17 protein-coding genes and 3 pseudogenes are annotated in these 18734 nt (G+C 53.7%); 5 read left to right on the top strand and 15 right to left on the bottom strand.

What is annotated here, in order from left to right; genetic code table 11:
* Nucleotides 1-310 precede the first annotated feature (310 nt).
* Nucleotides 311-1111 (bottom strand): HugZ family protein, encoded by an 801-nt coding sequence (locus tag GSQ82_RS18730; RefSeq protein ID WP_158793832.1) that lies wholly within the window; start codon nucleotides 1109-1111, stop codon nucleotides 311-313.
* Between the two features lie 159 nt (nucleotides 1112-1270).
* Between GSQ82_RS18730 and GSQ82_RS18725 the strand changes: the two genes are divergently transcribed.
* From GSQ82_RS18725 to GSQ82_RS18710, 4 genes are all read left to right on the top strand, one after another.
* Nucleotides 1271-1573, top strand: a complete 303-nt coding sequence (locus GSQ82_RS18725) for a hypothetical protein (protein ID WP_158793831.1) — start codon at nucleotides 1271-1273, stop codon at nucleotides 1571-1573.
* 7 nt (nucleotides 1574-1580) lie between these two features.
* A complete protein-coding gene (locus GSQ82_RS18720) occupies nucleotides 1581-2507 on the top strand; it encodes a bacteriophage abortive infection AbiH family protein (protein WP_158793830.1) in 927 nt (308 codons plus the stop codon).
* Nucleotides 2508-2735: 228 nt separating this feature from the next.
* Nucleotides 2736-3098: a hypothetical protein gene (locus GSQ82_RS18715; RefSeq protein WP_254061772.1), complete on the top strand. Its 363-nt coding sequence runs from the start codon at nucleotides 2736-2738 to the stop codon at nucleotides 3096-3098.
* Nucleotides 3099-3507: 409 nt separating this feature from the next.
* Nucleotides 3508-3855 carry a hypothetical protein gene (locus GSQ82_RS18710; protein ID WP_158793829.1) on the top strand — a complete coding sequence of 116 codons (348 nt, stop codon included), beginning with the start codon at nucleotides 3508-3510 and terminating at the stop codon, nucleotides 3853-3855.
* A 392-nt stretch (nucleotides 3856-4247) separates the two neighbouring features.
* Here the strand turns inward: GSQ82_RS18710 and GSQ82_RS18705 are convergent, their stop codons facing one another.
* From GSQ82_RS18705 to GSQ82_RS18645, 13 genes and pseudogenes are all read right to left on the bottom strand, one after another.
* Nucleotides 4248-5339: a site-specific integrase gene (locus tag GSQ82_RS18705; protein WP_254061771.1), complete on the bottom strand. Its 1092-nt coding sequence runs from the start codon at nucleotides 5337-5339 to the stop codon at nucleotides 4248-4250.
* Nucleotides 5340-5367: 28 nt separating this feature from the next.
* Nucleotides 5368-5502, bottom strand: a pseudogene (locus GSQ82_RS25820) (helix-turn-helix domain-containing protein); the annotation flags it as partial.
* A 103-nt stretch (nucleotides 5503-5605) separates the two neighbouring features.
* Nucleotides 5606-6205: a hypothetical protein gene (locus GSQ82_RS18695; protein WP_158793826.1), complete on the bottom strand. Its 600-nt coding sequence runs from the start codon at nucleotides 6203-6205 to the stop codon at nucleotides 5606-5608.
* Nucleotides 6206-6318: 113 nt separating this feature from the next.
* Complete coding sequence (locus tag GSQ82_RS18690; RefSeq protein WP_158793825.1) at nucleotides 6319-7626, bottom strand: site-specific integrase; 1308 nt, start codon at nucleotides 7624-7626, stop codon at nucleotides 6319-6321.
* 367 nt (nucleotides 7627-7993) lie between these two features.
* Entirely contained in the window at nucleotides 7994-8944 is a 951-nt protein-coding gene (locus tag GSQ82_RS18685) for a hypothetical protein (protein WP_158793824.1), read from the bottom strand.
* 231 nt (nucleotides 8945-9175) lie between these two features.
* Complete coding sequence (locus GSQ82_RS18680; RefSeq protein ID WP_158793823.1) at nucleotides 9176-9373, bottom strand: helix-turn-helix domain-containing protein; 198 nt, start codon at nucleotides 9371-9373, stop codon at nucleotides 9176-9178.
* Between the two features lie 398 nt (nucleotides 9374-9771).
* Nucleotides 9772-9996, bottom strand: a complete 225-nt coding sequence (locus GSQ82_RS18675) for a hypothetical protein (RefSeq protein WP_158793822.1) — start codon at nucleotides 9994-9996, stop codon at nucleotides 9772-9774.
* Nucleotides 9997-10198: 202 nt separating this feature from the next.
* Nucleotides 10199-11011, bottom strand: coding sequence for a bifunctional DNA primase/polymerase (locus tag GSQ82_RS18670; RefSeq protein WP_158793821.1), 813 nt, complete (start codon nucleotides 11009-11011; stop codon nucleotides 10199-10201).
* Nucleotides 11012-12166: 1155 nt separating this feature from the next.
* Nucleotides 12167-13293 (bottom strand): IS3 family transposase gene (locus GSQ82_RS18665; protein ID WP_158793820.1). Its coding sequence is split into 2 segments (ribosomal slippage): nucleotides 12167-13026 and nucleotides 13026-13293, totalling 1128 coding nucleotides; the frame shifts between segments, so codons are not numbered across the junction.
* A 12-nt stretch (nucleotides 13294-13305) separates the two neighbouring features.
* Nucleotides 13306-13443 (bottom strand): hypothetical protein, encoded by a 138-nt coding sequence (locus tag GSQ82_RS18660; RefSeq protein WP_158793819.1) that lies wholly within the window; start codon nucleotides 13441-13443, stop codon nucleotides 13306-13308.
* Nucleotides 13444-13936: 493 nt separating this feature from the next.
* A complete protein-coding gene (locus tag GSQ82_RS18655; protein WP_254061770.1) occupies nucleotides 13937-14692 on the bottom strand; it encodes a transposase in 756 nt (251 codons plus the stop codon).
* Between the two features lie 146 nt (nucleotides 14693-14838).
* A pseudogene (locus GSQ82_RS25815) lies at nucleotides 14839-15015 on the bottom strand (transposase); the annotation flags it as partial.
* On the bottom strand, nucleotides 14958-15215 hold the full coding sequence (locus GSQ82_RS18645; RefSeq protein WP_158793816.1) for a transposase: 258 nt from the start codon (nucleotides 15213-15215) through the stop codon (nucleotides 14958-14960). The gene GSQ82_RS18645 and the pseudogene GSQ82_RS25815, both read right to left, overlap by 58 nt.
* A gap of 584 nt (nucleotides 15216-15799) precedes the next feature.
* Between GSQ82_RS18645 and GSQ82_RS18640 the strand changes: the two genes are divergently transcribed.
* Entirely contained in the window at nucleotides 15800-17569 is a 1770-nt protein-coding gene (locus GSQ82_RS18640) for a hypothetical protein (protein ID WP_158793815.1), read from the top strand.
* A gap of 268 nt (nucleotides 17570-17837) precedes the next feature.
* Here GSQ82_RS18640 and GSQ82_RS18635 read toward each other — a convergent pair.
* A pseudogene (locus GSQ82_RS18635) lies at nucleotides 17838-18632 on the bottom strand (IS3 family transposase); the annotation flags it as partial.
* Nucleotides 18633-18734 lie beyond the last annotated feature (102 nt).

Here is an 18734-nt window from a genome sequence, read left to right as displayed (position 1 = left end):
TTGACTTTTTTCCACGCCTCGGACGTTAGTTTTTGGGACTGAACGATGAAAATCGTCCGATTCTAAAGGTCTAACTCTGCTGAGCGTATCGTCGGTTCAAGTTTTGCACGACGGTTTCGACAGGTTTGACAATCCTGCGTTCGATCTCAGCTCGCCAATCTTTCGCTTGCCGTGGCACTGACTGCCGTCCTCGAGGCTTCATAACGTTTCCTTGCATAAGGGGTGAAAGCCAGCGTCTGCTCATTGATCATGACAACCGTTCAATCCTCGCTCACGGCTGACGGAAATGCGGAATACCCGTAGGACTGATCTACGCCGGTTTGGATTCTGCCGCCCGGACCATCTCCACCAGTACCTTGCGAGTCTCGTCGGCGCTTTGCACTTCACGGAGGAAGTTGATGCGTGTTCCTTTCATTCCCTCCGCCGTCTTCAGTCGCAGATGAAACCCTAGACGATCGACCGATGTCATCGCAGCTTCGCTCGCTTCGAGGTTGGAATGCACCCTGGCCAGCAGAATCATCGCGGGAACGTGGTCCGCGTTCATGTGGCCCAGAATCCTTGGTGCAGCCTCCGCCAAAGGATCGACCTTCGCGGTCCGATAGTCGTCTGCGCTCACCCACCCCATGACGCCGAAGCCTCCAACGTAGTAGATGTCGAGAGGTTCCAGGCGATAGAAGCCGAAGTCTTTGAAGCCGACCCAAGAGCGGCTGTTCTCATGTCTCGCAAGATAGAGCTCGCGAGCTTCTGTGTTGTCTTCCTCAGGTATGGGCAGGACATCGCCAACCAAGGTTGCTCTTGCAGTACCGAGAGGATCGCCGTCTCCCGATTGACCAACAAACAGACTCGCGCGCGGATCTACCTGAAGGTTTTGAGTGTGCATCGCCATGTTACTTGTCAGAAAGATTGGCCGACCTCTCTCGTCGATGGCATAAGTCATCAAAGACCCGAATGGATATCCCGGTTGTTTTCTGGATACTGTCGATAGCGTCGCCAGAGTGCCAAGGGAAGTCAGGGTGCGCACTCGCTCGGCATAGCTGGGCTCTGGAAGTTGAGGTGCGCTCGGATCGGTGTATGCGTGTCTGCGGGGCGTTGCGGATTCTACTGTAGACATCAGTGCTTGACTCCCATGTCTATGTTACGTCGATCATGTAGCATCAGGGTTTCAGTCAGCTTCGTCGAACCCTGAAGTTAGAATCGGTTTATGAAACCAGGCGAAGTTCTCGGGCGAACATATTGGACATGTGCCGGATTCACACTTTTCAGCGCGATCGTGAGTGCGAGTTTCTCGCTGGTGTCGCTCCGCATGGTCGGAGGCCATGAATTTGCACTTTATGCGGCTTCGCGTAGCATCGCTCTTCCGCTGGCTGTGATCTACGCGATGGTCCTGCGCTCACGCCCCGGTGTGGCGACGCTTGCTGTAGCGATGACCCTGGTGCAGTTGTTCGACGTCATCATTGGGTTTCGCCTCAATGATCCCGGCCGCGCCTACGGGCCTTTGGCATTTGCTGCGATAAACCTTGGACTGCTCTTATGGATGCGCCGAAGCGCGGCAACCCCGCACTCAAATGCTTAGTGCCTCTATGGGAAATCGCAAGCTCTACATCATTGGCAATGGGTTTGATCGCCATCACGGGATACCCTCTGGCTACGAGCACTTCAGAAAATTTGTGCAGCGACATGACCTAGTGTTATTTAGAGCCATAGAGAACTATCTGCCGGCGAGAGATGACTGGGCAGATTTAGAACTCGCGTTGGCAAAGATCGTTGTAGACAACATCGTTACCGATCTCGAACATTTCATGCCATCGTATGGAGCCGAAGATTGGAGCGATTCAGGCCATCATGATTTCCAGTATGAGGTTCAGCGCCTTGTTGAATCCTTATCGACGGAACTCAAGTCGCAATTTGAGTCGTGGATACGTAGGCTGCGGATTCCGACGCCCACGACGGCGCGCAAGCGCCTGCGAACGATCGATCCAAGTGCTATTTTCTTGACCTTCAACTACACCACGATGCTACAGAAGCCGTACGACGTTCCGGAACGGAATATCCTCCACATTCATGGCAGAGCCGGCCTTCCAGGCACCGATCTTGTTTTGGGACACGCATGGAATCCGCAAGAGAGACGATCGCTGAATGATCGTCATGACATCGCTGAGATCGACACGCGGCTGATGGAAGCGAATAGCATCCTAGATGGATATTTCTCGAAAACCTTCAAGCCTTCCGCTCGCTTGATTGAAGAGCATCGTCCATTTTGGGAACGGCTTGTGGGCGTCGAAGAAATATGCATCCTTGGACACTCCCTTGCCGAGGTGGATGAAGCCTACTTCCGCGCCTTACTCGCGATACCAGGGATCGCTTCAGCCCGATGGCAAGCGGCTTGTCGCTCCGAAAACGATGGACGCTATAAGAGGGCGCGACTTCAGGAGCTTGGAGTAAAGGCCGATAACATAAGCCTTTGTTCCTGGTCTGAGGTCTTGACGGTCCATCAGATCAAACCTTGATCATTGACCCGATTCTTCAGGCCATGTTAGCGTCAAAATATGACGTTTTCCCTGCATCTCTGTTATCGCTGCGACCAGCCCTTCCTTGGGTGAGCCGCGACACGCTCAGGCATTCCTGAAACGCCTTCTCCAAAGCTCATCCAATTGCTCTATCGTTTGCCGCAATGTCCGTCGGCAACTCGGCATCCGTGCCGAGTTGGTTAGCGACAATACAGCTATGGAGATCGAATGCAACTCGCAACATATGAAGCGCTTGCGCACGAGGCCGCCGGCACGCGGATAACAGCGGACGGCCTGACCGAAGTGGGCTTGAATACACCTGAAGAGCTCGCCAACATCGTCTCGCGCTTCGCGTCGTCCGAGGGATGGATGGACAAAGTACGGCTGCGTCCCGAACAGCGCTGGTATGAGCGGCTGTATCACGGCCCGGATCATGACATATGGGTGATCAGTTGTCTGCCGGGGCAATCCACCGGCTTTCACGACCACGGCGCGTCCTCTGGGGTTTTCGTTATCGCGTCCGGGATTCTGGAGGAGCATCGTCCTGGTGAGCGGACCCGCCTGATTTATCTGCGGCGAGTAATTGCATAAACGTGATACTTCGCAATTAGCGTAGGCGCAAACTGGTCGAACACGTGAGCCGTGAAACCATTCCCCGCTAACAGAACGAGCGGCCGGCCGGTCCCTCCCCAGTCAAGAACCTCCAGCGCGACGTCGTTTTCAACATTAATCATTCGCCTCGCATGCGGTGATGTATCCTGCACGGTGTGCGACACGGCATCCTGCTCGTGAAGCATGCAGATGAAGCAAAAGAGTATTACAACGTGAAGGGCGTAGGGTCTGTGAAGTTTCATTGGCTAACTCCGGACAGGTATCAAATCTGCAAGGGTTGAGCGTCACTCTCGAGCGCTGAATGACTTCCTACCTAAGGGCTACTTCCCGGGCAGGAGACGGGCGAGGAGAGGCTCTGGGTTTCACTAACGCCTGGTATGAAGGCGCTATGAAACATGCACGCGCATATGCTACGCCTTCAAGGGCATCAATCCGGGTAATAACGGCCCCCTACTTTCTCGGAACGAAGATGGAGGATTTTCGCGATCGAGGAAAAATGGACTTTGCCGCCAGCCATGATCTAGAAGACTTCGTCGCGATCATCGAAGGCCGCGACTCTCTGCTGAAAGAAATTGCAGACTCTCCCATCGCGCTTCAGAAGTACTTGGCCGAAACTGCAAAGCAGCTACTTGCCGGACCGCGCTTCCTCGATGTGCTCCCGGGCTTTGTTCTCGCTGTTGAAAGAGTACCGCTAATTATAGAGCGCCTGCAAAACATTACATTACGATTTGGCTGATCCCCGCACACCGACTTTTGATGCGCGGGGAATCTGAGTACGTCGACCAAACCCTTCTCGTAGTCAACAGATTTGATTGCAATCTGCATCCAGGCGGCAATATCGGCGAGATCAGAGCCCAATACCGCGCCATACATCAACCCCACAAATTGGCGGTGAAGGATCTTATCTTGCCTTGATACAGCGCCGTGCGCATAACGACAACATCGTAACGATCACCTAGGGTAGTGTTCCAGACGATTCATTACTTCTTTTCATAGTCCTTTCTTGAAAATAGTTCAGGCAGACGACACCACAAACGGATCCATATGATCCCTCACGCAATGCGACTAACTTTTTTGTGGAATGAGAGAACAGAGCAGTAGGCAGGGATAAGTGAAAGTGACTCTATGCTAGGCAGCCCGCATGGACTTCAGCTTGGCATTGCGTCTAGCTTCCTTAACCTTGCGCTCGAAAATCTGCATTGCACTTTTCTTGTGGTCAGCAGTCGGATGCACATATTTGTGAACACAGCGCAGCGAGCCGTGCCCGAGGAGAGCGGCCAAGGTGGCTATATCAATTCCGGCCTGGGCCACACGCGTTGCAAAGGTATGACGGAGATCATATGGTACGAAGCAGATCTCCACTCCTTCGTTCGCCGCGTGAGCGACAATGCGGTCGTGGGCGGAATTTACTCGCCCAATATGCGACCCGGCGTTGCGGCTAGATGGAAAAATCCAAGGCGCCGCGCGAGACATACGTACCTTCAGAATTTCGAGCGATTCCGTCGTCATGTCCAAGTGCCGCCTTGCAGCTTTCGTTTTCCCATTGCTAACAAATATGGTGCCTTTGTCGAGATCAATATCCTCCTTCCTAAGAGAAATGGCCTCTTCGGGGCGAAGCCCTTGGTTGACAATCAGTAACGCGACATCATGCAAGTCGGGAAGACGCTTCGCGCGACGGAAATACTCCTCTTCCTCCTCAATCGAGAGAACATACATGCGCTGCGCATCCGCATCGGAAGGAATTTCAACCTCACGAGTCAGATTGATCGATGCCCAGCGATGGCGGATTGCATGTTGGAAAAACTTGCTCAATGCGTGAAGATCGTGACGGATGGTAACGTCCTTTACTTCATGCTCTGTTGCTCGCCACGTCTTGTACTCATCAACTCTTGCTGCATCGATCGCATTCACTGGCAATTTGTCAAAGAACATTAGTGCGCTGGAAAGGCTCGTTTTGATCCTCTTATACGAATTGGGCTTCGAGCGGTAGCGCACTTCTGCCGATGGCAAGAACCTTGCCACTGCATCACGGAAGGTAATCGTCTCCATCTGAGATGCTGGAGTCTTTCCCGACTTCAGCGCCTGCAAAGCTGCTGCTTCGATTACTTGCGCGTCTTTCTTGTTTTGTGATGTGGCGGCCAAATCGGTGTTGCTGGTGTATTCTTGCCGCTTGTACTTGAACCGGTAATGCCAATAGCCGTTTCTCTTCCTGAGCGCCATTTTCACTTCCCTTCATATTTTCTTCAGCCCAACGGTCGAATCCGACCTTGGGGTACCAAACTCCGCCGAATTTGAAATACGGAGGACCCTTACCTTGGGATCGCAGATCTGCTAGTCGTTGCGCGCTGATGCCATACTCATTTGCGAGTTCCTCCGGCGACATCAAGTTTTGGCGCGCATACTTCATTGCTGACCTGAACGGTTAGTCCATGTTCGAAGAATTGCTTTGATTTGTATCCAAGAGGGATAGACAGGAACGGGTCTGCCTACAGCTCCGCCAGGAAGCGTTCCAGCGACCGCCGGACGACCTGCATTTTTTGCTCATGTGTCAGAGCCAGATCGATGAGCGAGGAACGAAGAGATTCGCGGCCAAGGACATACTTCACAGTGCCCATCGGAATTCCCGCCAAGACAAGCCGGCACTCGAAATTGAGGCGTATCGAGTAGGACCATAGTCTTGTACGTGCCAACTGCGGGGCTACAATCTTCAGCTTGCGAATCATGTAATCGAACCGAGTCCGCGGACTATCTCCCAATACGAATTCCGACTCAGGGTTTAAATGGTGGAGTGATACGAGAGCGTCATACGTCCGAGGACGAATCGGTAGCAACCGTTCGGGACTTGCAACCGTACGCTGGCGGCCAACGTGCAACCAGATACCAGTGGGATCAATGTCTGATTTCTTGAGCGACTCGAATTCTTTGTTACGCAAACCTGTGTTTGCGATAGTGCGAACCATATTCCCGAGCACCTGCAACTCCGGGTTATTTTCGCAACGCGAGATGATCTCGCGAATATCGTCCGTTGCAGCAGGCTGCATACGTCCGATTTGCTTACGCATCTTTGTGTTTTGTCGGACCGTCAAGCTCTCCTCCTCGTTGGCTATGACCTCGTTGGTCTGTTCTTGTATGGTGTTGTCGACCGCCCCGGAGAAGAGATAGATACACTTCTCTGGACGCGGTCAAACACCCAGGCATCTCACTTGGTCGCAGGCGGCTCGTAAAACGACTTGGCCCAATCGATCGCCGACACTCGCTTCTGCCCCTCAATCGCACTCGCGGCTTTCAGGTACCGTTCTGTTGAGGTGATTCGCGCGTGCCCTGCATACTCTTGAGCAGTTCGAAGATCAACGTGACGGCAGATTGCGGTAATATATGTTCTGCGATATTTGTGAAATTCCCACTCTTCACAATTGGGATTCCCTAATTGGCAATGGCCGCAAAGTCCGCACCGAAGGCCATGCAGATACACAAACCGCTTCAACTCCCGAATCATGCGCCGGTCAGGTTTACCTTTCGGTGTTTGGATGATTAGCATCTGTCCAGGATGATTCTTTTCCCAATGGCGTAAATCCGCTATTAGGTCGTCTGGAACTGGAACACGCCTTTGTTTGCGGGTTTTTGTTTGGAAGCCATATTCAGGTTTTTCACGAATAAGGATCGTTTTCTGAACGTAGTCGATGTCCTTAAAACAGGCATGAGCAGCCTCTTGCCGGCGCATGCCGCACTTCAACATCAGACTTACCGCCATTCGTAGATTTCCGGTTGCCAAGGAGAAGAAAGTCTCGATCTCTTCCGGGGTGTAGATTGTCACTTCCTTTTCTTCAAACTTCGGTGGCGGCGGAAAAATCTTCCGATCAGCGCCCCCTTCGAGAAGCCACGCTCGAACAATCATGAAATATTGGAAGACTGTTCGTTTGGAAAGGCATCTGTGCTGCGTAGGTAGCCGACGACGATTCTGACCGGCTTGGACGCGTTTACTCGGGAACTTCCGAGCGATCCAGTAGACGGGATAGCTGTAAAGGTGGCGAAGAAAGGCAAGAGTATCAATTTCAGTAAGCTCATCGATGTACGTCTTCCCGACGACATCAAAGAAACGGGCTCTAGCGTACCGTTCTTTTCGGATTTGTGCATCGCCGATGAGAACGGACTTTTTGTCGTCATATTCTGCAGCCCATGTCTTTAAAGTTTTCCGGCCGGCCATTTCTGTGACGGCGACTCCGGCTGCTGCCGCAATCGCCTTGGCACTTAGCTGGGCTTGCAGCGTTCGCCGCTTTTCTTCCGCGTCCGAGGCACTCTTACCGGCGGGGACATAGCAAGCCCGCCCGTTCTTGTAATAGCGGATCTCGTAAGATACATTCTCAAAATTCAGCTCTTTTCCGAGCCAGATCACACGGCCGGGAATGACCCGGCCCGTCCGCCCGTAAATGACCGGAATGCGCCTCCACTTCTCGATTTTTACCCTCACGAGGAGGGCGACAGCCATTTGTTTATGCTCGATCTTCATTGAGGCTCCAGGTTGCTGAATGACATGACAACAGCAAGACAACTATGCCTCGCGTATTGAAAACAAAAGAGTTAATATTCGATTGGCGATATAGGTTTTCCATGTACCAACTGCGCAGTGAAGTGCTTGATTCTGCGTCTCTTATGCTGCAAGCTGCTGATTATCAGCATGTTAGGTGAATATTCGCTGCGAACACAGAGACCCGGATTGCTCGTGCTTTCCGCCCGGTGAGGCGAATTACCATGACAACACCCTAAGTGCATGACAACGATTTTTGGGCTCGTACCATACCAACAAGTCATGCGCATTTCTCCTCAAGTCTCATCTCATAGGTAGTACCAGCTAGACGGCAAAAATACTGAACAAACTAGTCCGGGCGAAGGGCGATCTTCAACAGCGTCTTGTAGACGTCCTCCTCTCTCGCAAAATCATTGAAACGCGACCGTGTAGGGCTGCGCAACCTACTTACCGAACCGTTTTCTAAGAGAAGAAATCCGCAATCGAGGTACGGTTCCGAAAGACCTGACTTTCTCTGTTCTGCGGTGATGACTACCCACACCCCGTCCAATTGGGGCACTTCCCGAGAAATCGCAAGAGTTCCCAAATCGTTAGCAACGATCAAAGAGCAGACCTCCAGACGAGCTTCCACGCTTGCGGAATGGAGCACAATCGCGTCCGGTTTCGGATTCTCTGAACTGTTAAACAGATGCTCAAATTCCCTAACTTCGTCGACGGGAAAAACCTTATAGATGTAGCTTTCGGAGTATCCCAACCAGAAAGGGCCGCCTTCCCGGATCGCGTTCAGCGCCTGAGCTTTCTTATGCGCCAGTTGCATATCTGGATTGTGGGAGTTGAACCGTGGCTTCTGTGCGGGCCAGCCTCGAGCGTTCTTTCCTTCGAGGACCGGCCGGTATGTAATCCAAAGATCGCGCAGTTCCCTACGGGAGATCTTCCCTTCGAGCGTGCCACGTTGAATCTGCTTGAGGTCAGGCGGCAGAACACGGGCAAGTTTGTTCAGGATCTCCAGAGATTCCGGTGAAGCCGCTATGGCTGGATCTCCCAGGTCCGGTAGCAACACGCCAACCTGTTCGAACTCCTGCCGCAGCTCACGGTAATACTTCCCCGCCGTCAGAAGGCGCCAGAGAGTAGATGGCTGCATGCCTGTCTGTCTGGCAAAGCTGCGAATCCAAACAGTCATTGATGAGGCTGAGGAATCCCGTAAACTATCTTCAATTTCAATCAGATACGAAGACATTACGCCCCACTTCTGAGTGGCCGATTTCTTCGGCGGGTTTGGTAGGCTGACCATCTTCATCATGGTATCTCCGGCTAGACTGCAACGTCAAGCAATGTCGAGAGAAATTGGGGGAGAACTACGAATGTCAGCGCACCCCAGGAGTGAAAAGTCTAACTAACTCTGAGCCATTGGCTTTCGGAGAAAGAAGGATAGTATTTTTTCAGCTACGATGTTCCCAATTGTCGGTCGCTGACGATGCCGTGCGGGACAATTATTTTTATGTGACGCTTTCTGCCTCAACATAACAGCTCGTTATTTGATATATCGATGCTCAAGCCAGTCTGCGATTTCGTGAGGGTCGAAGCGCACCGTGTAGCCGAAGCGCAGAGACGGGATCGCTCCACGACGGACCATATCATATATAGCCGTCTTGCCGAGATGAAGCAGATTTGCAAGCTCTTTCACTGTCAGAGCGCGATTCATCGATTTGAGTTGTTCAATAAGACTCATGGATTCCTTTCAACGCGTTTTGTTATTTTCTGGCACTATTCCCTTCGGGAACTTCAGTAGTGTCATTGCTTGTTCTCTTTGTTTAGTGCTATCCACCTCGTCTAGCCAATAAATGCCCACGGCGCAGCTCGCGAGAGGAGGGACAGGCTACAGATAAAGGTCAGCAATGGATTCACTAGTTGCATTCCATCTCATGTTTCCGCTCTTTCAAAATTGGTCTAATGTCGTCGGACAAACCTGCCAGCCATCGCTCAGTGGCTCACTTTAAGGCACTTTGTCGGTGGTGCATGTGAAAGTGAAGGATCCCCAGGCCATTGAGCACGGCCACTGGAATCCTTCACTATCAGGGTGATGTTGTAAAGCCTACACACTGCCGATTTATGAGTCTGCAGATTGGGCTAAGACTTCTGTCCGTCCACGAACTCGGCCGCGGTCCGCTGCCAATCAGCCACATCCGCTACGTCCGGTCCGAAGATGGCGCCGTACGATAGCCCGACGGATTCACGATGGAGAACCTGATTGCCTTCTGAGATGGTGAGTTCTCCATGATAATCGTCGGTACGTGTCACGGTCACCTCGTACTTACCGTCCAGGGTAGAGGTCCACACTACGTTGTCTTGCATTGATGACTCCTTCGTTAGGTTGCGCCTGTGTTGTGCTGCGTCAAGCACACAGGCGCATTGCATGATGCCGCCAAAGCCGGCGATTTTTGATCGGCTGTTTGACGCTTGGGCGCGCAAATCCAGGAGGCCCCCGTCCAGGGCTTCCGCATTCGCTCGCGAGTTTGGCGGAGAAAAATTTGAGAAGTTACGAGCGGGGCTATCCCTACGCGGCGATCAGCTTGTTGTACTGTTCGGAGGTGAGATTCAGCAGGACGCTGCCGTTACCGATTTTCATTTCTCGGTAGAGACGGACGCGGTTTTCGTAATTTATGATTGCTCCGCCGCGCGTAGCTAGCGAAACTACCGTCTCGCTGGAACGGTAGATGAGTGTTTCACAGATCCTCACAACTCCAGATGGCTCGTAAAAATCACAAAACCAACGGTTGCCTTTCCGCTCAAAGCGGAGCAGTACACAGTGGGCAACATTCGGCAGTGGGTTAAACGCAAGGAGTTGGACCCCTCCGTACCTGTGGCCGCCCTGGTGAATGCGTTCCACCAGCCACTCGGACGCAGCGAGTACGGGGGCTTCCCTGTCCACGTACTCACAGTGAAGATGGATCTGCATACCTGGACCGGGAATGGGGGCATAGCTCTTTTCTCCCAGAAGGCGAGCGCCAGGCGCCGTCATGCCGCAGGTAAGTATCGAGGATCTGGCCGCTGGCCATTCCAGAAATGCGAGAAGCTCATTTGGGCGGCGTACCTGCAACGTGCGCGAGATATCAGGATCACGTTCGCCAAACTCCCGCACAGTTGCTAAACCGTCATCGAGAGAGAACTTGATGACGAATACTCCCGACTCCTCTCCGGTCGCCACCGCCCAGTTGCACTCGGGATATATGTTCTCCCAATGTTCGATTTGCGTCTCGTTGGAGGTGGCGTCGTGCAGGAGTGGCTGCGACACCGCAAAGTGGCTGCTATGCACGAGTGGAAATATCTTCCACCCGCGCTGAGCAGCCAGCGATAGATCAGAGTTCATAGGGCTCCTTATCAAAGCGATTGATATTTAGGTTGAGTTCTTCGGTGTTTTCCTATGCCCCAGGTGCGGGAAGCCTGGTTGAACCGGGCAGCGGGATGTAACCATCAGGGGATCTCGGAGAAAGAGACGTACCGCTTCGGCCATTTCCTGCGAAGACCAAGGCCGTTTGGGAATGTCATATCCCCTGACCCTTGCACCGAGGACACGCCGGCGTCTCCAGTGGCCATCGGCCTGCCTTCTCCCTGCGTTTTGAACTGCGGGTTCCAGCCGTATAGTCTTGGTCGGCACTGACGACATATTCGCCATAGCTATTTACCGGATACATTCGGCGCTTGTTAGGTCGAGTCGAGATAGAGAGCCAGCCGCGTCGTCCGGATTTTGCTTCGGGGGCGGGATACTATCTCCTTCCGTGGGTTGGTTCTGATTGTGTAAAGTAAATTTAGAGGACAGTATCGGCACAGCAAGGATCTCTGCTGCATGACGTGCTCCTCTAAATCCGCACATACGCAAATATGATCTCGGATTTGAGGGAGGAAGAAGATGAGCAGGAGCGAGGATGAGAATGATCACCCGAGTATCACTAGTTACAAGCCACCGCGCAACATATAGACTCCGCACATCGAGGCAGAATCACAGCATGCGATTTGCAAGCCTGTTCGCTAGTGCATCATTCGAATTCTTGTTGGGCTATTTCTGTCTCACGAATTGCAACACTTTTTAGAGTGGAGGAACGAGCCAGAAGCTAGTGAAGCAGACCGGCGTCTGCGACGCTTACTCCAAAACTGGCAAGAGCATCCCTCCGAACGCGAGGCCACGCTTGTATCGAAGCGAGTATCAAGCTCCTTCTGCGGAGAAATAACGGTGATGCATTATACGAACTCAAGAATTGAATTGGCGATACAGAACCAGCGTGGTGCATCCCCGACGATCTGGGCCTCAGACTTTCAGTCTTCTGGATGGTTGGTCGCAGGTCGCTTAGACTCTGCTCTTAGCGTCTTAGTGATGTGAAAAGCGAAACAAATAGGACATTCGTAGATGTACATACCGCGCTTGCGCGCGGCTTTGTTTGCCTTACTACGGCTGGAGTATGGTTTCTTGCGATCGCACATTCGCCATCGCTGCCAAGCGGTCAATTCCTCCACAACGGTCTCCTTTCTAAAATTGTTCTCTTTCACTACCGAGCACTTCCATGTCTGGGGCCGGTGAGCGATAACCCAGCGACGAGTGCGGCCTGATCGTGTTGTAGTGAACCCGCCAGCGTTCGGCCAGAACCTGCACCTCCTTCAGCGAGTAGAAGATTTCTCCATTCAGGAACTCATCTCTGAGCTTCGAGTTGAAGCTCTCGCAGTAACCGTTCTCCCAGGGACTTCCGGGTTCGATATAGAGCGTCTTTGCACCTGTATCCGCCAGCCATTTGCGAAGGTCTTTGGCGACGAACTCAGGGCCATTGTCGGAACGGATATGTTCTGGAACGCCCTTCATCACCATCACATCGGCCAGCGCCTCGATCACTTTGGCGCTGCTCCATCGCCGTTCGGGACGCACGAGCAGACTCTCCCTGGTGTGCTCATCGATCAGGTTCAACATCCGCACCGTCCTCCCGTCATGCGTCTTAGCGCTCACGAAGTCATAGCTCCAGACATGGTTGCCGTGCGCGGGGCGCAGCCGCACGCACGACCCGTCGTTGAGCCACAACCGCCCTCTTGGCTTCTGTCTCTGTGGAACTTTCAGCCCCTCACGACGCCAGATCCGCTCTACCCGGTCCTTGCCAACCTGCCAGCCTGTCCGCTTGAGCAACGCCGTGATCCGGCGGTATCCATAGCGGCCATACTGACTGGCCAACGTGACGATGGCCTGAGTAAGCGTGTCTTCGTCTTCCCGCTGTGTCGGTCGGTAGCGCTGGGTGCCGCGTGGCTGCTTCACCACACGGCACGCCAGTCGCTCGCTCATGCCATGCGCATCACGCGCATGGATCACCGCACAGCGCCGTCGTTCAGGGCTTAGAAGTTTCCCGAGGCGATGTCCTTCAACACCAGCTTCTCCAAACTCAACTCGGAGACCAACCGCTTCAGCTTCGCGTCCTCCTGCTCAAGCTCTTTCAGCTGCCGTGCCTGGTCCACCTTCAATCCACCGTACTCCTTACGCCAACGGTAGTACGTCTGCTCTACGATCTCGGCTTCCTTGCACGCCTGCGGCAACGTCTTGCCGTTCGCTACTCCGACCTCAACCTGCCGCAGCAGGTTCACGATCTGCTCCGCTGTATGCTTCTTGCCTCGCGTCATACATCGCTCCTCTTATTCCAGTTTTATCGCTTCCCAACTGGTACAAAAAGAGCCGGGCACTCCATTCACCAGCACCTTGCCCGAAGCACCCAACGCCACAAGGTGAAACGTCGTCTTGCCCAGGTCGATGCCAATCGAATGTATCTGCATAGCGATGATCCTCCTGTCACAGCTTGCTCCCAGCGATCACCTGCTGGGAATGAAAAGCAAGCGGCCGACCATCTCATTAGCCGATTCCGTAGTACATATGGGGGTTCACTGGGGAACAAAAGTCCACAAGCTGGTGTCTACGTTCATAGCCATCCTCATGCCGAAAAGCCAGGAGCACGGATGAACTTGGAACGCAGCCCCGACGCTTCGCTCATAGCTTCGCTGGCCCGGCTTTGGCCGAACAGAGAGCACGAATCTAGTGCAGTAGCCGGATTGCTATGCCGTGTTGGTATCCACTACTGGCGGCGTCTAGACACGAGCCAGCTAGCACCGGGGAGAGACGTCCGCTTCTGTTTCTGGTGCTCGAAGATTGAACTAGATGGCGTAGTCCACAATCCCTAATGAAAAGCGGAGCTCTGCGGATCATCAGCAAGTACGAGGCGCAGCGGTTAGTCTCGAAGACGCGCTTTCCACCAGAAGTGTGCTTCCGGCCTCATTGAGAAATTGCCGATAGGCAGCCCTCAGCTATAGCGATGATCAGAGAGTTCTTAGCCAAGTTGCCGGCTCGTCTTGCCCGATCAAAGGTTTTTTGCGTTTTTAGTAAAGCGATCAGGACGCCGAGCAGTCTGTCGGCCAAACCGCGCAGTGCTCGTGCGTGAAGATGGCCTGCTGCCCGCAATGCGTCGTACTGCTTTCGGCTCCTGCTGTCACAGCAAAGGCTACTCGTCGCCCAATGAAAAACCGCGTTGCGTACGCGGGGACTGCATGCCTGACGCATGCCGACGGTCTTTCTCTTGCCGCTCTGCTTGGTCACCGGAGCCGTGCCAGCATAACAGCGCAAAGCCTCGTAGTCCCGTTCACGAATCGGTCTGGAGGCTTCAGTCAGAAGCGTTGCGACGACGGCTGGACCGACTCCTGGAATTGCCAGGATCAGGCTGGCGTCACACGGAGGAATGTCCGTTTCAACATTCGCCTCAGTCATAGCAACTAGCAGCTTCTTAATACGATTGCCTACCTCACGCAACTGTTCCTCTAACAGCTTGACGTGAGGAAGCAAGAGTAGAACATGCTCACAGGCTGATTCGGCTGCACCTGGAGCCAAGGCTAGCGGCGTGGTTTTCAATGCCTTGAGCACCTCGTCTGCTGTAAGCTTCCGGATGCGGTTCGCCTTGAGAATGCGCTGAACACGAAGGGAACTGATCTTTGCGCCCACAGCCGGCATCGGTGCTGCTTCCAGCAGATCCCACATAAGCCGGTCATCCGCAGCAGGACTGATCGAGAGCATCTGAGGGTAGTATCGATGTAGCTGCTGCCACAAGCGGTTCGTGCCGCGCCTAAGCTCGATTTCAGCTCGTCCTGAAAGCGGGAAAGCTCGCGCAACCGAAGCAGATCGGGAGAGTCGATCTCTACTCGCCTGTAACTGTGCCTGTCTGTGAGCAGAGAGCTGGCCAGCACCAGAGCGTCCCGCGCGTCGTCCTTCGCTCCAGCAACGGTGAAACGGTCACGGAAACGATCTACTTGCTTGGGATTGATCGAGAAGACGGCAAAGCCACCTTCGACGAGAGTTTCCACGAGAGCGCCCAGGCGACCTCAATGCCGATCCCGACCAAAGCGGGATCACACGCGGTTCGTTGTTTAAGTTTGTTGACCAGGACCACGAGGCCTTCACCGCTGTGTTCTGCGTTGAACTGCTCGACCACTCGCCCATTTCTATCCAGCACGGCGATCCGGTGAGTCTGTGTTCCCCAGTCGATCCCGACGAAGTATTCCAATGATTCCTCCTGTGTTGAAGTGTTTGCGATGCCCTCGTCACGCCTGTACCGGCACTCACCCTTGCTGCGGTGGTGCTACTCCCCACTGGACGTTTGCATCACTGCTCAGCCGTCAAGGCGCAAGTCCCCAAATGGTGATCGAGTCACTGCGTTGCGGAGGCACTCTTGACGGCCAGCTACGTGAGACTCGCCCGCTTGCGGGAAGTCTTGAACAGCGTACAGGCGTTGCGGGGAGGGCGGACCTCCCCGCAGAGATTCTCTCTCGTTTATCTAGGCTTTTCTTTTCTCTTTAGGGGTGTCCACAGGGGATATTTCTCTTTTCAGAGGTGCGCAGCGAGATCGTGAAAGCACACGAGCTGCTGATCTCAGCCAGAGGACTTCCTTGGCAGAAGCCGATTTCCGCTTGCCGAGTCGCGGCTCCATGAGTGACTTGGCGATTTGGCGCTTACTGACTAATATTCCCGCCAATGACAAATCGCTCGATCCTATTCGGCATAGAATCGCAGTTGCAATTACCAACAACTTAATACAGCGTTTCGAAGATCCAATCTCTGACCTGCGAACCTTCTCTAGGAGACTGATCAATGAATCTTTCAACGCCTGCACTCAATTGTGCCCTTCGTTTTTCTGCTGAGAGAGCATTTCCTTTGATAGTCAAGAGTGTCCGCCTGTCGTCTATAGGATTCTTCGGGTTGATATTAAACGCGAGTGTATTGCTCACAGCATCGCCTGTTTCGGCGCAAAGCTTTACGTCAGCAGTTTGGGCACCGTACACGGATCGTTACGGCATCATCCACAGCGTTCCCGTGGATAAGAAATCTCGTGATCCTTCCACGAACAACGGGTTGCTTTACACTGCCGAAGCTTGTGTGATGATGCGATTGCAAAATGTGAGCTACGACAGAGCTCGAATTGCTGCCGGGGTTCAGGGCGACCAGGTGAAACCGGGACTATTCCGCCGTTCCCCAATTGATACCAACGACACAGAAGCTCCTGATGATTACATCGGCCTTGGGGCGCTGGCCGGCGTTTGTGGATTTCATGACGTTGCACGCAACATCCTGAACTACGGGAATGGCGGTGATCAAGCATCCGGCTCGATGGTGCTCGGGCTGAACCCGGTTTCCGTGGGGAAAGGTTGGTTGGCACTGCTCCGTAGAGGGGTCAAACCCGGCCAGATCGTGCCCTATAACTACAATAATGTGAATCCTGGCACATTTACTTTGGGGACGTGGATGGGTAAGTTTCCCGCGATCATCGTCCATTGGAAGCTAGCGGCTGGCGACCGCCCTACTCAAAGTGAATTTGCAATCTGGAGCGCCGCCTTGGTCTACAGCGGAGAAGAAAACCTCAAGGGCACTAGTCAGGACCCTTGGCTTCAAAGCTGGTTGATGGTTCTCACGTACGAGATGTCCGGATATCACTCTGCCGTGGCGGACGCGGCAGTGAGCCAATGGTGGAAGCTGCTGCATCAGCGATATCCAGGAGGCATCAAGCAGACGATGAGCGACTATCTCGCCGCGGGCGCTAGCGGGAATCCCCTGAGCGAATATATTGACGATTTCGAGGGAGCCCGAAACCCCTCGGCCATCATGGTCGACAGTGATGGCGCGGCGGCGGACCTGCTTGGCCCCTTGGAAGGGCTATTCAGCATGAATTGTGGGCTGGACGTAGCCGGTGCGACCTGCATTGCAGACAACGACTTTTCTCCGACGAATTTCCTGGCGCCGTTCACTACGACCCTTACCGCCGCAGAAGCCGCGGTTGACTCGACCAATGAGGCTATCGCTGCGCAACAGGAGCTACTTGATCTCCAGGCGACCGCTTTGACGAAGGCGAAAGATCTAAGCATCGGTCTAAATAAGAATGTCGTCGATTTTCAGGGGCAGATCATTGGCTTGCAGCAGAAACTAACGAGCTTGGGCGCGCAAAAAGCCGAAATGGTCGCAAAGAAACTGGATAAGATTCAACTCCTTGGACACTTTGAAATACCGTGCAAACGGGTGTTTGGAAAATGTATACCCCTGATGCCTCCACCAGGGGTATTTATGCCGGGTAAATTCCAGCCCAATCCAACATTTGTCGCGCTGGTCAATTCTATGACCAATCTGAGCAATCAGGTGGCCGAGGTCCAAAGGCAGGCTGATCAAACTCAGAAAGAGCTACAGATCGCCCAGAAAAGCATTACGAGCATCGAATCGCTTGAGGCCGAGCTAAACACCGAACTCGACCGATTGCGAAATGACTTGACAAAGGCCAAGGCGATTCTCGAACTCTCTAAGGGGGGACTGGAATACGCGCAAGCCATTGTGCAGAACGTTATCCCCGGCGTACTTCTGCCGACTACTCCGTAGTTCCTAAATGAATTTCGCTGCTGTGGATTCGGACTTTAGGCTTTTGAGCCGGTGCGTTTGGCGACTCGGAATCAGCTGCAGATCGGCTCTAAATAATCAGATGGGCGCGGATCATATCCGCGCCGATTGTCGCAAAGTTCCGGCCCTCTTATACCTGCACAATCTGATTGTGCAAGTTTGGCTTGCACGGCACGCCCTACTGATGTACGCTTTCCACCACCCCGGGAAATCCAATTTGACCTAAGAGGAGCTGTCCAAGTGTCAAAGGTTAGCGCAACTCTGGATTGCCCGATGTTTTGTACCAGTGAAGAGTTAGTGTAGCGCATTGATTTCTGAGTTCAGATCGATGCAGGGTATGGCAGCAAGGGGAGCCGGGAGCGAAGCGACTGGCTCCCCTTGCTGCCGAGTGGTCGAAGTCCAGCCATGTCTCTGGTGCTGGTGGTCTGTATCCCAGCGAGGAGTGTGGTCTGACGGTGTTGTAGTGGACGCGCCAGCGCTCGGCCAGCACACGCAGCTCTTTGATCGAGTAGAAGAGTTCGCCGTTGAGGAACTCATCTCTGAGTTTGGAGTTGAAGCTTTCGCAGTAGCCGTTCTCCCACGGAGATCCGGGTTCGATGTACAGAGTCTTTGCGCCGGTATTGGCGAGCCATTTGCGCAGGTCCTTGGCCACGAACTCGGGCCCGTTGTCTGATCGAAGATGCTCTGGCACTCCCTTCCACACCATGACGTCAGCCAGCGCTCCGATCACTTTGGCACTCGACCAGCGCCGTTCCGCACGGATCAGCAGGCACTCGCGCGTGGACTCGTCGATCAGGTTGAGGAGGCGCACACTACGGCCGTCATGGGTTCGCGCGCTCACGAAGTCGTAGCTCCACACATGGCCCGCATGTGTCGGCCTGAGCCGCACACACGATCCATCGTTGAGCCACAACCGTCCTCTTGGCTTCTGCTTCTTCGGTACCTTCAGCCCTTCACGACGCCAGATGCGTTCGACTCTATCCTTGCCTACCTTCCAGCCCGCACGCTGCAGCAGCGCCGTGATCCGACGATACCCGTAACGTCCACTGAATGAAATCGAACGTCGGATTGGACATAGATCAATGATACGGGTCCATCTCAGAACCCACTTGACCGTAGAGCATCCGCGCGTAGGAACTGTGAAGGG

It is taken from the genome of Granulicella sp. L60 (assembly GCF_009765825.1).
In the GTDB taxonomy this organism is placed as follows: Bacteria; Acidobacteriota; Terriglobia; order Terriglobales; family Acidobacteriaceae; genus Edaphobacter.
The sequence above is the reverse complement of the archived record's forward strand: the minus strand, read 5'-3'. Positions and strand labels throughout refer to the sequence as shown.